At 54.1% G+C, this 15,505-nt stretch carries 14 protein-coding genes and 2 pseudogenes; 4 read left to right on the top strand and 12 right to left on the bottom strand.

All coding sequences use genetic code 11. The features are described from left to right. Positions 1-50 precede the first annotated feature (50 nt). Positions 51-851 carry an AraC family transcriptional regulator gene (locus HMPREF3142_RS03315; RefSeq protein ID WP_171888092.1) on the bottom strand — a complete coding sequence of 267 codons (801 nt, stop codon included), beginning with the start codon at positions 849-851 and terminating at the stop codon, positions 51-53. A gap of 92 nt (positions 852-943) precedes the next feature. On the opposite strand from HMPREF3142_RS03315, the gene HMPREF3142_RS03310 reads away from it, so the two are divergent. Beyond that, positions 944-1,669 carry a type 1 glutamine amidotransferase gene (locus tag HMPREF3142_RS03310; RefSeq protein ID WP_070611572.1) on the top strand — a complete coding sequence of 242 codons (726 nt, stop codon included), beginning with the start codon at positions 944-946 and terminating at the stop codon, positions 1,667-1,669. 134 nt (positions 1,670-1,803) lie between these two features. On the opposite strand, the gene HMPREF3142_RS30075 is transcribed toward HMPREF3142_RS03310, so the two are convergent. The 6 genes and pseudogenes from HMPREF3142_RS30075 to HMPREF3142_RS03290 all read right to left on the bottom strand — a co-directional run bounded on the left by HMPREF3142_RS30075 (position 1,804) and on the right by HMPREF3142_RS03290 (position 6,249). Beyond that, positions 1,804-2,007, bottom strand: a complete 204-nt coding sequence (locus tag HMPREF3142_RS30075; RefSeq protein ID WP_165453462.1) for a hypothetical protein — start codon at positions 2,005-2,007, stop codon at positions 1,804-1,806. Between the two features lie 6 nt (positions 2,008-2,013). Next, a pseudogene (locus tag HMPREF3142_RS30070) lies at positions 2,014-2,388 on the bottom strand (SDR family oxidoreductase); the annotation flags it as partial. Beyond that, complete coding sequence (locus HMPREF3142_RS29740) at positions 2,361-2,546, bottom strand: hypothetical protein (protein ID WP_228706467.1); 186 nt, start codon at positions 2,544-2,546, stop codon at positions 2,361-2,363. The gene HMPREF3142_RS29740 and the pseudogene HMPREF3142_RS30070, both read right to left, overlap by 28 nt. A gap of 559 nt (positions 2,547-3,105) precedes the next feature. Next, complete coding sequence (locus HMPREF3142_RS03300; protein WP_070611688.1) at positions 3,106-4,719, bottom strand: restriction endonuclease; 1,614 nt, start codon at positions 4,717-4,719, stop codon at positions 3,106-3,108. 334 nt (positions 4,720-5,053) lie between these two features. After that, on the bottom strand, positions 5,054-5,278 hold the full coding sequence (locus HMPREF3142_RS03295; protein WP_012968161.1) for a hypothetical protein: 225 nt from the start codon (positions 5,276-5,278) through the stop codon (positions 5,054-5,056). A gap of 203 nt (positions 5,279-5,481) precedes the next feature. After that, positions 5,482-6,249, bottom strand: coding sequence for an AraC family transcriptional regulator (locus tag HMPREF3142_RS03290; protein ID WP_012541657.1), 768 nt, complete (start codon positions 6,247-6,249; stop codon positions 5,482-5,484). Between the two features lie 109 nt (positions 6,250-6,358). On the opposite strand from HMPREF3142_RS03290, the gene HMPREF3142_RS03285 reads away from it, so the two are divergent. After that, positions 6,359-7,150 carry a sulfite exporter TauE/SafE family protein gene (locus tag HMPREF3142_RS03285; RefSeq protein WP_012541656.1) on the top strand — a complete coding sequence of 264 codons (792 nt, stop codon included), beginning with the start codon at positions 6,359-6,361 and terminating at the stop codon, positions 7,148-7,150. Positions 7,151-7,237: 87 nt separating this feature from the next. On the opposite strand, the gene puuE is transcribed toward HMPREF3142_RS03285, so the two are convergent. The 3 genes and pseudogenes from puuE to HMPREF3142_RS03270 all read right to left on the bottom strand — a co-directional run bounded on the left by puuE (position 7,238) and on the right by HMPREF3142_RS03270 (position 9,642). Continuing rightward, complete coding sequence (gene puuE, locus HMPREF3142_RS03280) at positions 7,238-8,170, bottom strand: allantoinase PuuE (RefSeq protein ID WP_032730424.1); 933 nt, start codon at positions 8,168-8,170, stop codon at positions 7,238-7,240. Next, positions 8,058-8,926 (bottom strand): annotated as a pseudogene (locus HMPREF3142_RS03275) (aspartate/glutamate racemase family protein); the annotation flags it as partial. The pseudogene HMPREF3142_RS03275 and the gene puuE, both read right to left, overlap by 113 nt. Further along, complete coding sequence (locus tag HMPREF3142_RS03270; RefSeq protein ID WP_008804802.1) at positions 8,926-9,642, bottom strand: GntR family transcriptional regulator; 717 nt, start codon at positions 9,640-9,642, stop codon at positions 8,926-8,928. The gene HMPREF3142_RS03270 and the pseudogene HMPREF3142_RS03275, both read right to left, overlap by 1 nt. A 144-nt stretch (positions 9,643-9,786) precedes the next feature. Here HMPREF3142_RS03270 and HMPREF3142_RS03265 point away from each other — a divergent pair, with 144 nt between their 5' ends. Together HMPREF3142_RS03265 and guaD are read left to right on the top strand one after the other, a co-directional pair. Further along, positions 9,787-11,283 carry an NCS1 family nucleobase:cation symporter-1 gene (locus HMPREF3142_RS03265; protein ID WP_070611570.1) on the top strand — a complete coding sequence of 499 codons (1,497 nt, stop codon included), beginning with the start codon at positions 9,787-9,789 and terminating at the stop codon, positions 11,281-11,283. A 100-nt stretch (positions 11,284-11,383) separates the two neighbouring features. Then, positions 11,384-12,694, top strand: coding sequence for a guanine deaminase (gene guaD / locus HMPREF3142_RS03260; RefSeq protein ID WP_047666596.1), 1,311 nt, complete (start codon positions 11,384-11,386; stop codon positions 12,692-12,694). 109 nt (positions 12,695-12,803) lie between these two features. Here the strand turns inward: guaD and HMPREF3142_RS03255 are convergent, their stop codons facing one another. Both HMPREF3142_RS03255 and HMPREF3142_RS03250 read right to left on the bottom strand, forming a co-directional pair. After that, the gene (locus tag HMPREF3142_RS03255) at positions 12,804-13,745 is read right to left on the bottom strand and encodes a hypothetical protein (protein WP_004189966.1); all 942 of its coding nucleotides are present in this window, start codon (positions 13,743-13,745) and stop codon (positions 12,804-12,806) included. Between the two features lie 124 nt (positions 13,746-13,869). Further along, on the bottom strand, positions 13,870-15,126 hold the full coding sequence (locus HMPREF3142_RS03250; RefSeq protein WP_012541652.1) for a sensor domain-containing diguanylate cyclase: 1,257 nt from the start codon (positions 15,124-15,126) through the stop codon (positions 13,870-13,872). Positions 15,127-15,505: the final 379 nt, after the last annotated feature.

Here is a 15,505-nt window from a genome sequence, read left to right as displayed (position 1 = left end):
TGGTAATATGCCCATGACAGTCTCAAAGACCGCTTTGAGGGTTTCCCGGTTTAAGGCACAAAATCGCGTGGCGTTGACCCCAGAATGCAGCGAAAAGCAGCGGTAAATGCCGCCGGGCATGAGAAACCAAGCTGGTAAGCGACCTGTTTGATTGGAACGTCGTTCGCGAGAAGATCCAACGAAGCGCAAATTCTGGCTCTCTGCTTCCATGTTCTAAAACTAAAGCCTGTATCCTTCATAAACAAGCGGGAAAAGGTCCGTTCCGACATGGCCGACATAAAAGCCAGCTCGCTCAGCGATGCCTCCCAGCGCTGATTGACCAGTAGCGATCTGGCCGCGCTAAATAATCGCTCATCATTCGGCATGGGAAGCGCCATCGTTAAAGGTGGAGCCTCGCTGAGAATTTCCAGAAGCAACAAAGCTATCTTCCGTTGACTCGGTCTGGCGTAGTCCTCACTGAACAGCCCAGCGATAAGCTCTTTGACTAACGGCGTAGCCGTGATCACATGTACCTGCTGACTCTTCGTAAAGCTCGTACATTCTGCGATAAGGCTACTGCTGAAATAGATCGCCCTGAGATCAGTTTGTGAAAGCAGATGATAACTATGGATATGCAAAGGCGGTAGCCATAATGCCCGCTGAGGAGGGATCACCCAACGGTCGCTCTCTGTTTGCACCAACATAACCCCTCTGGTGGCGAAGAGTAGCTGCCCCTCAACATGATGATGGGGAGGATCTGCCTCGCCGCGTTGATAGCTTATCGCAGTACTGGACCAGCCTGTGGCCTCATCATGTCTTGGCGCTTTATCTATACTACCTGGCATTTCAGATTTAGCCCCTGCCATTATCATATCGGAACTGGAACCACCCGGAGTAGAGCCTTAGGCAATGGGTGCGTGACTTATCATTCTGATCATCAAAGATATTACAGGAGCTTATCCTCATGCGCGTACACTTTATCGTACATGAAAGTTTTGAAGCCCCGGGCGCATATGAAACCTGGGCAATAAACCAGGGTCATGATGTAACTTACTCACGCGTCTATGCGGGCGATCGGCTACCTGATGACGCCGTAGGCATCGATTTTCTTATCGTTATGGGCGGTCCGCAAGATCCGGACACAACGCTCGAAGCGTGCCCGCACTTTAATGCTAAAGCGGAACAGGCGCTGATTGCTTCCGCGGTTAAAACCGGTAAGGCGGTGATCGGTATCTGCCTGGGTTCACAGCTAATCGGTGAAGCGCTGGGCGCGCCGTTCTCTCATAGCCCGGAAAAAGAGATTGGTAAATTCCCGATCACATTGACCGAAGACGGCGGGAAGGATGAGATGTTCTCTCACTTTGGGGAAACACTGGCAGTGGGTCACTGGCATAACGACATGCCAGGTTTGACGCCAGAGGCCAAAATTATTGCTTACAGCGAAGGCTGTCCGCGGCAGATCGTTGCCTATTCAGACCGCGTCTTTGGTTTCCAGTGCCACATGGAGCTCACATTGGACGTTGTAGAACGGTTGATCGCTCATTCTGAGAAAGACCTGAGCCGTGCAGCAGAATATCGTTTCGTTGACACGCCTGAAGCGCTCCGGGCGCACGATTACAGTGAAATGAATCAAGTACTTTTTGGTTTTTTGGATAAGCTGGAAGCACGTTACAAAGCAGCGCAAGCATAATGTCATGCTCGGTAAGCTTGCCATCAGTTTTGATTTTAATGTCCGCTCCTGGCACAGAGCGGACAAACTAACTGATTTGAAGGTCCGCTATGAGCGAAAAGCGGACGTTGGCTACACTGTTAAACGTCGCAGACTCAGCTTCTGACTGCCAGTTTTTCGCGAGTTGGGCCTTCAAAGTAGATGCTCCTGATATGGCAATTACGGGGTTGAGTCAGCACAAAGCGAATTGTTTCCCAGACTGAACGCCCATTCATCAGACGTTCCCCCATTTTGGGCTGGCTATCGACAAACGCCTCTAACCCTGTCAGCTCGAAATCCGGGGGATACAACCCAGTCACACGTATATTTTCTTTAGACAACTGGTACGAAAGTTTAGTTGTAAACCCGCTAAGCCCGTGTTTACTGGCAAAGAAAGCGGGGTGCGCGATTGAATCTGTAAAATTAGGAATCCCACATGAAGATATAATTGAAACGATATCTGCGCTTTCTGAACGTCTTAAACCAGGTAGTAACGCCTGAGTCAGTAGAATAGAACCTGTCAGTCCTGAACTGATGGTATTGATAATTTCTGTGGCTGGTTGGTCGTCTAACGTTCCTGAAAGCCACTGAGCAGCATTGAGGATTAAAATGTCTATGGGTTTGTCTGAAGTTAACAACTGTGAAGAAAACTGAGAAAGGGATTCAGGCTGGGTTAAATCACAGAGATACCCTTTCGCCATTCCACCTTCAGCCGTGATGACACTGCAAGTTTTTTGAATATCATCAGCGCACCTCGCGCAAAAATCCCTTCGACGCCTTCTCGCGCCAGCCACACGCTCAGCGCCTGACCAAATCCGCCGCCGCCACCGGTAATTACAGCTCTTTTACCTCTCAGCATCTTCATCCATCCTTTATTAATAACTATAGGTTGATGGAGATATACATGAAGAAGCAGATTGGCATCTTTCAGTTAGTGCCATTTTTTAACGATTGGGATAAGTTGCACTGCAATGTTTCCATAGTGTTATTGTGGATATGCAGCGTCCGCTTCCGGCACGCAGGTGTTGCTTAATGCATTAAGTAAACGATCGGCATGTTGAATGGCTATTTCTGACAAAGCGCGGCCCCTCTGAAGCGCCGTGAGGTCCGCTCTGAACGAAGAGCGGACGTTCGCTAAATCTTGAAATCATCAGGAATGGGCGTAGGCACATAGTTCTCCATGCTCGCTTCCAAAGTAGCGTAATCTACTCTCTAAAGAGAATATGCGGATTTGAGGGGTATTTACAGGTATTGCGATATAGTAATCAACGGGGAGCAGGTTAGTTTAATGGGATAACAAAAAGGGCAGGAAATTCTGCCCTAAGCTAATATCCTTGAATTACTCGACTAGAAATCTTGTGCTGAATTTCTAATTTCAAACATTCGCGACAAACATTAGACCGAGCCTGGAACAGTAATTAAAAAATGGGGTTGATACGTGCTGATACCCCAGCATGCTCTTTTAAGAGGTAGAGAAGCCCGCCTCCATCTATGAGTTCGATTGGTTTGTCTTCGCAGAAACGATATGCATCTTTACCGTATTGACTTGTACACACCAGAATACCTTTGTTAGCACCTTCATTCATCATTGTTCCATAAAGATCTCTAACAGAATTGACACCGACAGTGTCTTTATATCTTTTAGCCTGAATCACCACTTTGCCACCGAGTATCGGACGTGTGTCGAATGCCACCGCATCAACGCCACCGTCTTTTGTACCTCTGGTGAGTTTGGTATCCAGTCCCATTTGGCTGAAAAGATTTGATACTAACACCTCAAATTCTGAAGGTGAAAGTTCCATAAGGTTTGGTCGTGTTTCAAGGGCAGATAAAGCATCACCTTGTTCAATAAAGCGTTTATCAACCATGTTGAATTCGATAATAGGCTTTACTGCCTGGAGTTCATCTGGCCGCCCTGAAACTTGTGCACCTAAACTTCTAAGGCATGCACTCTTTTCGACCCTTTCGAGTTTTATTTGCATAAAATCGTCCTTGTAAGCACGGGCAGATACTAATGTGACTTTAGTGTCATGCCCGCTTGTAGGATCGATAGTTTCGATTACACCGTTAAACAGAACTGATGTTAAAGCAGATGCCTTGTCAGCTTCGAAAAGTTCATGCATTGTGCGGAGTGTGATCGCGGCGATTATGTTTTGATAGAGTTCTTTGATCTCGCCAATCTTTCGCGCCTTGGCATCAATGGCATCTCTCGTTTTGACATATCTATATTCCAACTCGCGCGGTACTACTGCAATTTCAGGTAAGTTGTATTCAACCACCAACTCCTTACTGTCAGGTAAATAGGCCAACCTAAAGGCTTGTGGGAAGCCGTTCTCAGGATATTCAGACCGTGTCAGCACCATTTCGCAATATGCCAATACGCTGTCAGGATCGCAGTTGAGGTAGTCTTGCTCAAACTGGTCAACTTCGTCGTGCTGACTTTTTATTTCTTCGAGGTAAGCAGTTCTTCGGGCCTGATAATCAGCAACTAAAGCATCAAGCTCAACTTTCTGGCTTAAAAGTTTAATTGAATGATCTTCCTTACTTTTATTGAAAGATTCTTCTGCCTGCTGCAATTCTCGATAATATCTGTTCTTTACCCATGGGAAAATAGTCTTCCATGCAGCTGGAGCATGCACAACTTTTATCTCTGGCTCCGGGTCTGGTAAGAGATGCTTAGGTGTTTTGAATTCTTCGAATTTTGGGTGTTTTTTCAGCGCCGAAAAATCAATCGAATCATCAAATTCGAGTGTATGTTCCAGAAGTGTTGAAAGCGCGGAGATAGTCTCGTTCAGCTCAGCGTTAAGATCGGAAACTTCATCTTGACGTTCTTCCAAATACATGGCTTTTGCTAACTTATCAGCCTCCTTTTGCTCGCGAAGTCTCTGAGCATTATCACGTTTTATTTCGCGCTCTATTCGGCGAGCCTCGGCAAACTGATGGCGCTCTGCTCTCTTACGCTCACGCTCTGCTGCTGCTACGGCTCTGCCTGTAGCACGTATAAAACCTTCAAATCCTGATCTCCGTCCCATCCCAATCCCCAACAGAAAGTTCAATTTGCAACAAGGGAAGTTGCCTCAAGCAACCGTCCATCTAATTAACCTGCAATTAATTTACTTTATTAGCACCAACTCAATCTATCTCATTTTAAAAAAGCAATTTGCCATATCTCAAAATATGCAGATTTGTTTTCTCTTCTCCAATCAACGGAGTGCGGGTCATGATCACTAACTGATTGAGTGCTGTTTTATCAACGTCCGCTCCTGGCACAGAGCGGACATTCCCCTTTGCCGACGTGAAAACCGCTATTGTCTGACCTCATTCTGGTTAGCCAGATGTTCTGTCCCGTCGCCCTGCCGGCGGCCTCTATCTCAGTAAAACCTGAATCAGCTGCACGACGATATACACTCCCGCTACCACCTGTATGATCCGAAACCCCCATCTCAGATAGCGCCATTGATAACGTTCGCTGGCATCAGCGGCTTCAATGGCGGGATCATAACGTTTTCTTTTCCTGGTTCTGAATGTATCGAATCCCCACAGGATGAGAAGAAAGATGATGATGATTTTTTCAACGATAAGATGGTTCACAAAGAGAGACTCCGGTCTTCTCACGGTTACAGGCAGAATAGATAAACCGCCTGGATGTAGCCACCACTAAATGTAGGGGTACCTGAAGACGCAAGCCAGGCATTCCCGGATTGTCTGTCTTATGACTACGTTAGCGCATAGCAACGCCATAAAAGCGACATTCATTTCCGACACATGCTGCCGGAGTCCCCTTCCCCGACGCATCAGGCTGGGTGATAAAACGATGGCGGCTGCCCGGTCACGCGGCGGAACATGGTGGCGAAAGAGGAGGCATTGTCGTATCCAAGGGATAATGCCACTTCGTTCACCGGTTTCCCTGCTATCAACCATGCCAGGGCGCTCACCACGCAGGCTCGCTGACGCCAGGCGGAAAATGACAGGCCCAACTGCTTCAGGAAATGGCGGCGAAAGGTACTAGGACTCATAAACAGCGCCCTGGCCCAGCGCGCCGCAGGATCATGGACAGAGGGGTTAAGCAAAAAAGCCTGACAAAGCGCCAGCAGCGCCGGATGCTGCGGCAACGGAATGTCAAATTCGCGGACCGGCATGGCGGCCAGTTCCAGCAACATCAACTGTATCAGCGTGCGATCGCGTGGGCTGTCGTACAACGGTGGTAAATCCACAGCCTCAAGCAGTAGCTGGCGCAACAGCGGCGAGACGCTGATCACTTCGCAACGACGGTGTTTAATGAAAGCGGCCACATAATCTGGCTCAATATATAAGCTACGCGTGGTCACCCCCACAAATCTGACGGCGTGCACGGTTTCAGGAGGGATCCAGACAGCATGTTGCGGAGGAACCACCCATTCTCCGTCCTGAGTGGTGACATACATCAGTCCGGTCGCGCCATACAGCAGCTGTGCGCGACGATGCTGGTGCGGTGGCAGTATATACCCTTGCGCATAGTCATTGCCTAACGCCACCACTTCGCGATCGAGCCGATCGACCTCGTCAATTTTTACGTTGCGCACACCTGCCCCCCTCTGACCGATTTACAAAGGTAATTGAGCGCTACGCAAATGGGAAGCCGTACGCGACCGGTATAAGCTGCTCGCTCATTTTCAGGGCGGGGATATTCTCTTGAATGATATCGTTATTATTGCGCTGGCAGGCTTTACGACCGGCATTACCACCGTGCTGTTCGGCTTCGGAGGGGGCTTTGTGGTGGTGCCCTTTGTCTATCAACTGATGCTTCGGCAGCCGGAACTCGCGGGAAACGCCATGCATGTCGCGGTGGCTACCTCAACGGCGGTGATGATATTTAACGCCGGCTGGGTCAGCTATCGAAACTGGCGGGCGGGTAAGCTTGCCGCGCAGACGCTGTTTCCGTTGTTATGGTTTATTGCCATTGGGGCGGTGGTCGGCTCCTGTCTGGCGGGGATATTGAGCGAGAAGATCGTTCGCGCGCTGTTTATTCTCTATATGCTGGCAACCATCAGCGATTGTTTGTTGCGCAAAGGTTTTTTCAGGGGCAGCGCTCGGCGTCGGCTGTCCCTGCCAGTAGTCACTGGCGGCGGTATGGTTATCGGTATGATTGCCGCATTGCTGGGCGTGGGTGGCAGCGTCATGACGGTGCCCCTGCTACGGCGACACGGGTATGAGATGCAGGAGTGCGTTAGCGCATCCAACCCGCTTTCTTTGCCCGTGGCGCTATGCGGGGCTGTGACCTATGCCGTCATTGGCTGGCACAGCATTCCGCTGAGCGGATTTCTGGGGTTTATCAGCCTGAAAATTTTAGGCCTGCTCGTCCTGACCGGCTGGGCCGGGATAGTGTTTAGCCGCCGGGCAATCCCTGCGGTACCTGATGTATGGTATGCACGCATCTATGTGCTGCTGCTGTGCCTGGTACTCCTCGCCATGCTCATTCAATAATCAAAATACATCCTGGTGAACCGGTTCAACAGACGCGACCGGGCGGTACCCTCTCCCTGTGGAGAGGGCCAGATGAGTGGCAGCAAGCTACCCGCGATACGGATGGGTTTCGCGCCAGTGGTCGGCGATCTGCTGCCGGGTGCAGACCCACACCTTGTCGTGCTGCTGGATATAGTCAAGGAAACGCTGTAACGCGCGGAAACGGCCCGGACGCCCAAGCAGTCGGCAGTGCATCCCCACGGACATCATCTTCGGCGCGGTTTCACCCTCGGCGTACAGCACGTCAAAGCTGTCTTTCAGGTAGGTATAAAACTGCTCCGCGGTATTGAACCCCTGGGCGGTGGCAAAGCGCATGTCGTTGGCGTCGAGGGTATAAGGCACGATCAGGTGCGGCCGCTGGCTGCCGTCGCTGCAGGCCACTTCGCTCCAGAAAGGTAAATCATCGCCGTAATAATCGCTGTCGTAGTCAAAGCCGCCGTGCTCCACCACCAGCTGGCGGGTGTTAGGGCTGTCGCGGCCGGTATACCAGCCGGTGGGCGGTTTGCCGAACAGGTCGGTCAACACCTGCACCGCTTTTTGCAGATGCGCGCGCTCCTCGGCAATATCCATGTGCTGATAGTGGATCCAGCGCCAGCCGTGGCTGACCACATCGTAATCCGCGGCCTTGATCGCCGCCACAATCTCCGGGTGCCGCGCCAGCGCCATCGCCACGCCGAAGACCGTCAGCGGCAGCCCGCGCTGGCTGAACTCACGATGGATGCGCCAGAACCCGGCCCGGCTGCCGTACTCATAGAGTGAATCCATCGACATATGGCGTGCCGGGTAGCTGGCGGCGCCAATAATATCGGACAGGAACTGTTCCGACCCCGCATCGCCATGCAGGACGTGATTCTCAGCGCCTTCCTCGTAGTTGAGGACGAACTGCACCGCGATCCGCGCCCCGCCCGGCCAGCGCGCGTGCGGCGGCTGCCCTGCATAGCCTCGCAGATCGCGAGGATAGTGCTCCTGGTTCTCTCCCATCTCCTGCCCCTTTTAAAATGGATTTAACGACTGAAACTGTCCGCTTAACGCTTTTTTCTCCGGGAACGCTAAGTCCCCGTGCTTGCTGGTCGCCAGGCCCAGCGCGACCAGTGACTCCACCATCTTCACCGCCGCGCTGACGCCATCGATCACCGGCACCCGCAGCTCGTGGGTCAGCTCCTGCGCCAGGGTCGCCATCCCGCCGCAGCCAAGGACAATCGCCCCGCTACCATCCTCTTTCAGCGCGCGAATGCAGCGCTCACGCACTTTCTCCTGCGCCAGGCCGCTGCCGTCTTCCAGCGCCAGCACCGGCAAATCAATGGCGTGCAGCGCCGCGCAATGTTGATGAAATCCGTACTGGTGCAGCAAATGACGGGCGATGATCAGCGTGCGCGGCAGCGTGGTCACAATGGAGAAACGAGTGGCGACCATCGTCGCCATATGCATCGCGGCTTCCGCAATGCCGATCACCGGCCCCTGGGCCAGCTCCCGCGCCGCCAGCAGCCCCGGGTCGCCGAAGCAGGCGATCACATGCCCATCCACCCCCTGCTCGCGTCCGGCCTTGATCTGCTCCAGCACGCCGACCGCGGCGATAGCTTCGTCAAAGTGGCCCTCAATTGACGGCACCCCGGCGCGGGGACAGACCGCAAGGATCTCGGTACCCGGCGCAGCGACCGCACGCGCGGCGGCGCCTATCGTTTCAGTCATCGCCAGGCTGGTATTAGGGTTGATCACTTGTATACATATGGCAGACATCACGGCTCCTTGTGGCCGGCGAACAGCCGGGAAAAATCGGGCAGGCTGACGCCATCGCGCTCGAAGCACAGACTGGCGACAATATGATCAAAATGGTGCATCAGCGCCTCGCTGAGCGGCTGCAGGGCTTTATCCCGTAGCAAACCCACCAGCTGCTGGTGATCGTCGCAACGGCAGCCCTGTCGCCAGGGAGCGCCCCAGGCGGCAATCACTAAAGAGGAGCGCTGGCTGAGGCGGGTCACCATCTCGGTGAGCACCGGGTTGCCGGAGATAGCCTGCAGCTGAATATGAAAGTCAGCGGAGTGGCGGATCGCCGCCGGGCCGTCGTGCGCCTCATGGGCCTGCTGTTCACGCTGAATAATGTTCTCCAGCGCCGCCAGATGCGGCGGCTGGCAGCGCGCGATCACATCCGGCAGATTAGCGACCTCAAGCAGCGCCCGGGTACGAAAGATCGCCTGGGACTCTTCCACGCTCGGGCTGGTGACGTGTGCACCACGTTTGGGCGTTAACGTGACCAGTTGCACAGCGGCGAGTCGTTGCAGCACCTTTCTGATGCCGGTGCGACTCACGGCGAACACCTCCGCCAGCGCCTCTTCCGGTAGTTTGCTGCCCGGCGGCAACTGATGTTCGACGATGGCCGTCATCAGCGCCTGGTAAATGCTTTCGTCCTTATCCTGCAGCGCTGGCGCGGCCTGGAGACGATGTTCATTATTCATTAACCCACTCCGGTTTCACTTATCGATAGCAGATCGTATACATAAAATTTATTTTTTGTATACAAGATTCATCATTCTGGCCTGGATCCTGCAATAGCCTCAGCAATCCATTTCACAGGGTTTTCATTCAGAGGAGCAGGTTTCATGCCACATTCATCCCACACGCAGCAGAAGAAGACTCTCGAGGCGGCCGCCAGCTACAGTCCGCGGCTATGTAATGAGGATCTGGCGCCCACCCGCGACCAGAACTGGAGCTGGTACAATATTTTTTCATTCTGGATGTCGGACGTGCACAGCATGGGCGGCTACGTCGTAGCGGCGAGCTTCTTTACGCTTGGACTGGCCAGCTGGCAGGTTCTGCTCTGCCTGCTGGTCGGCATCTGTATTGTGCAGCTGTGCGCTAACCTGGTGGCGAAGCCGAGCCAGATGGCCGGGGTGCCATACGCCGTTATCTGCCGTCAGGCGTTTGGCGTCTTCGGCGCCAATATCCCGGCGGTGATCCGCGGGCTGATCGCGTTCGCCTGGTACGGTATTCAGACCTATCTGGCGGCGAATGCCCTGATGCTGGTTCTGCTCAAGTTCTGGCCCTCCCTTGCCTCGCTGACCAGCAGCAGCTTTCTCGGGCTGTCAACGCTCGGCTGGCTGTGCTTCGCCACCATGTGGCTGCTGCAGGCGATGGTGTTCTGGCATGGCATGAACGCCATCAAACGCTTTATCGATATCGCCGGTCCGGCAGTTTATGTGGTGATGCTGGCGCTGGCCGGCTGGATTGTATACAAGACCGGTCTGGATGGGATCTCCTTTACCCTCGCCAGCAAATCCCTGAGCGCCGGCGAGCAGACCTGGCAGATGATCACCGCCACGGCGCTGGTGGTCTCCTACTTCTCCGGGCCGCTGCTTAACTTCGGTGACTTTTCCCGCTACGGCAAAAGCATGGGCGAGATCCGCCGCGGTAACCGCTGGGGTCTGCCGTTTAACTTCCTGCTGTTCTCGGTGGTCACCGTGGTGATTGTCTCCGGCACCCAGTCGCTGTTCGGCAAAATGATCACTGACCCGATCGAAACCGTCAGCCGCGTGGGTAACGATCTGGCGGTGGCCATTGGCCTGCTGACCATGATTACCGCCACCATCGGCATTAATATCGTGGCTAACTTCGTCTCTCCGGCCTTCGATTTTTCCAACTGCGCGCCACAGAAAATCAGCTTCCGTACCGGCGGGATGATTGCCGCGGTGGGATCGATACTTCTGACGCCGTGGAATCTGTTTAACTCTCCGGAGCTGATCCACTATACCCTCGACGTACTGGGCGCCTTTATTGGCCCGCTGTTTGGCATCCTGATCGCCGACTTCTACCTGATCAAACGCGGCCGGGTGTCGGTGGACGATCTGTTTGACGATACGCCGAAGGGCAAATACTGGTACCGCAACGGCTTTAACCCGAAAGCGATTGCCGCCCTGCTACCTTCGGTAGGCCTGGGGCTGATCATCAGCTTTATTCCGGCCCTGCATGAAGTGGCGAACTTTAGCTGGTTTATCGGGGTCTTCCTCGGCGCCACCCTCTACCGCTGGCTGGCCCGCGACGAGCGTGAAGTACAGGCGACCGCAGCCTTTCATTCCGGCGCGGTAGCGCAAAAAGAGTAACCCTCCCCACCTGCCGCGGCGTCTGGCCGCGGCAGGCTGCAAACTGGCACCAATCTTGCTGTTTATCACTATTCCCAGGCGTTAAGAGAAGGCAGGTTCGATGATGGATTACCAGACCGCGGTACGCGGTGCATTTTTTGATATCGCCGGCGTGGCAGAGACCCCGGATGAGGTGGCTGCTCAGGCCCGTTATCTCGATGATGGCCTGTTGTTCTTGCGGGACGGGAAAATTATCGCGCTGCTGCCATGGCTGGAGGGCGAAGCCTTTCTGCATCCACTGAAGGGTTATGTCGATCAGCGAGGCAAGCTGCTGCTGCCCGGGTTTGTCGATACCCACATTCACTATCCGCAGACGGAGATGATCGGCGCCTTTGGTGAACAGCTGCTGGAGTGGCTCACCACCTACACCTTCCCGGTGGAGAGTCAGTTTGCCGATGCGGATTACGCGCAGGAGATTGCGCAGTTTTTTGTTAACCAGTTGATTAGCCACGGCACCACCACCGCGCTGGTTTTTTGTACCCTGCACCCGGCCTCAGCCGAGGCGCTGTTCAGCGAGGCGCTGCGTCTGAATATGCGGCTGATCGCCGGAAAAGTGATGATGGATCGCCATGTGCCGGATTATCTGTGCGAAACCGCCGGGGAGAGCTACGAGCAGACCCGGGAGTTAATCCTCCGCTGGCATCAGCGCGGGAGGCTGGGCTATGCCATCACCCCGCGCTTTGCCCCTACCTCGACACCGGCGTTGCTGGAGGCCGTGCAGCGCCTGCGGACTGAGTTTCCCGACACCTGGCTGCAGACACATCTCAGTGAAAACCGCGAGGAGATCGCCTGGGTTAAACAGCTGTGGCCTGAGCATGCGCGCTATCTGGATGTCTATCATCACTATCAGCTCACCGGCGAACGCAGCGTGTTTGCTCACGGGATCCATCTCGATGATGCCGAGTGGCAGTGCCTGCATGACACCGGGTCCGCCGTTGCCTTCTGTCCGACCTCGAATCTGTTTCTCGGCAGCGGACTGTTCCGCCTGCCCGCCTGCTGGCAGCACCAGGTGCGGATGGGCATCGGCAGCGACGTCGGGGCTGGCACCACCTTCAGCATGCTGCGGACGCTGGGCGAGGCCTATAAGGTAGGACAACTGCAGAGCTATCGCCTGCGCGCCAGCGAGGCCTTCTATCACGCCACCCTCGGCGGGGCGCGCGCCCTGCGGCTGGAGGATAAAATTGGCAATTTTCAGCCGGGCAAAGAGGCAGATTTTGTGGTGATTGACCCGGCGGTCACCCCGCTGCAGCGTCTGCGCATAGGCCGCTGCCATGACATTTATGAGCAGCTGTTCGTGCTGATGACCCTGGGAGATGAACGCAATATCAGCGAGACGTGGGTGAATGGCGAGCGGGTGTGGTGTCAGGATTGACCCTCACCCTGGCCCTCTCCCAAAGGGAGAGGGAATCGTCCGATAATCGTTGCGACTCAGGCCCTCTCCCTGAGAGCCAGGGAACTGTCCGGCACCAGATTTGAGGTCATCAAAAACTCATTGCCAGGCCTACGCCATAGCCCGTGGTGTTATTGCCGAACATATAGCGCGCCACCAGTCGGGTGCGGGTGATAAAGACCGGGTATTTACTGCTGTCCAGCTCGAGGCCAACCCCCAGGGAGGTCAAACCGGTAAAGCCCAGCGCCCCTCGCTGCTCGCCGAGAAATTCAGTATGCGCCCCCTCCAGCACATAACGCAGCGGGTTGCCCAGCAGCGTCCAGTCGGCTATCGGCGCGCGGCGGCGCAGATACAGGCCGAGATTCTCCGCGCTGGCCTCGCCCTGCACCACCTCGGCGCTACTGCCGAAACTTTGCAGATGCATATAGGAGTAACGCAGTTCGGCATCAATATCCTGGGTGGCAGAGAAGCGTTCGTAATCCAGCATCAGTGCCCCGCCCAGCCCCCAGGCGTTGAACCGACCGCCGTCGAGAAATTGCAGATCGGCGTTGGTTTTTCGCTCAATTGCCCAGCTACCAATACGCGCATCGCTGGCCAGGGTACCGAGCATCACATTGACGATCGGCCGCAGTACCAGGTTGCCTCCGAGGCTGTCCCGGTGCAGCGAAAAATCCCAACCGACGCCGCCGGTGGTGGTCAGACTGTTCCATTTGGTCGGCACATTCCGCGTCTGTTCGCCATTGCTGACCACAAAGCGCGGGTCGTAACGGCTGTAACCCATCGTACCTTCAAGGTACAGAGGAAACGACTCGCTGAGGGTTGCCCCGCCGCCAAACTGGGTGATGGCCAGATTATGTTTGTCGTTGCTGCCGGAACCAATGTTGAGATCGCTGGCGGTCACGTCAGGGACGACGGTATAGCTCATCAGAGTCAATACGGCATCGGCACGCTGTTTGATGGCGTGGCCGTTCGCCGCCAGCGTCGCTGGCGCGGAAAGCGAAAGTACCGACAGGAGAACGAAAAGACGCACCATATGTCGTTTGCCACCTCAGCGACAGGCTAACAATATTGCCACCTAAATCAGCAGGCTGGCGTTCACTCAGTATAGTCGGTGAGTCAGCCTGCGCGTCCGGCGGGGAGAAAAAGCATCGGGCTGGTCAGGCCGCGCCTCCGCGGCTATGCAGCAGTTCCACATTTTCAAACGGCAGGCGCGAGACCCGGTTGCGCCCACCATTTTTGGCCACATACAGCGCTTTATCGACGCGGGAAAAAAGCTGATCAATCGCTTCCCCGTCATGGTGTTCGGCCACTCCGATGCTCACCGTCACCGACAGCGTCTGATACTCGCTGACCGCCTGGCGGATCCCTTCCGCCAGTATCAGGGCGCGCGCTATCGGCGAATGAGGTAAAAAGAGCAGAAACTCTTCTCCCCCCCAGCGATAAATTTTATCTTCGCGATCCACCGACGTTTCCAGAATGCGGGAGATCACCAGCAGGACTTCATCCCCTTTTTGATGACCGTGAATATCATTAATGCTCTTGAAATGATCGATATCGATTAACAGCAGACAAAAGCCTTGCGCGATAAATGACGGCGCCTCGACGAGGCGATAAAATTCACGGCGATTAAGCAATCCGGTGAGCGGATCGTGGGCGGCAGAGAATTCCAGCTCTTTTTTCAGATGCACTTCCTCGGTGATATCGTGAATAATGCACAACATCAGTCGAATATTATAAAGCACTACGGGCCCGGCGTAGGTTTGGACATGGCGCAGCGTACCGTCGGCTAAAATATGCGTAAAATTAAGCGGTTTATGCCCGCCTGGCATATTGGCAATATTATTCATGATGGGGATCACGTCCCGACCAAGGGTATTAATTTGCCAGGTATGTTTATTGCGCATTTCCTCATCGGAATAATGATAAAAACGCAGCGCCGCAATATTGGCATCGACAATTCGACCATCCTTACTGGGATCGATCAATAGCATCGGCGCGGTATTGGTCATAAAAAAGCGGGCAAAAAAACCATTGTTGCGTCGCTGGTAGCGGCGGGAGCCGGTGTGAATGGATTGATTTTGCGCCAGCAGCTTCACGGCTTCAAACAGCAATAAGGTACCGCTGTCGTCGGTGTCGACCAGGGTGGTTTTACAATATACCGACTGCAGGCCCTTGCCCGTCTGTAACGTCCAGACTTCAAATATCTCGGTCATCGTATCGAGATAGCGAAGATAATGTTGTAACTGCGTTTCAGGACAGGTCGAATAGATACCGTTACGCATCTCCTTCAGCGACATATCGCCGCTCAATGTCCGGGAAGCCGGATTGGCATAGACCACACTTTCAGTAAAAGGATGGACTACCCATATCGGGGTACTTAATACATCAAAAACAGCCAGTTCTTTTAATAACATACAGGCCCCAAACCGACCAATTCCCGGCGCAGAAGCGACACATAACGATATGCGTCCCTGACGCTGGTATAAAGTGATAACAAAACAACCGAATAGCCTTAATGACGCGCGTGCGCGGCAAGTATAGTCGGTTCTGCACGCAGCGACGCCCACCCGAGGCGACTTTGCGCGTGGTTTAACCGTCTGGATGCGATAATGTCTTTTTTATTAATTCTATTTCAACAGCATAGCAGCAATACCAGAACTGGTAGTCGCTTTTGATCACAGAGTGTGTCTATCGGTCTTCTCGCCCGTTGGCTGCGTATTGGCTTTGTCCAGGATGCCCGCATTACGGCTTTTATGCCCAGACTAATCGTGATAGTTTCTATCATAACTCTCA

Origin of the sequence: Klebsiella sp. HMSC16C06 (assembly GCF_001808325.1) — a bacterium.
Taxonomy (GTDB): Bacteria; Pseudomonadota; Gammaproteobacteria; order Enterobacterales; family Enterobacteriaceae; genus Klebsiella; species Klebsiella variicola.
The sequence above is the reverse complement of the archived record's forward strand: the minus strand, read 5'-3'. Positions and strand labels throughout refer to the sequence as shown.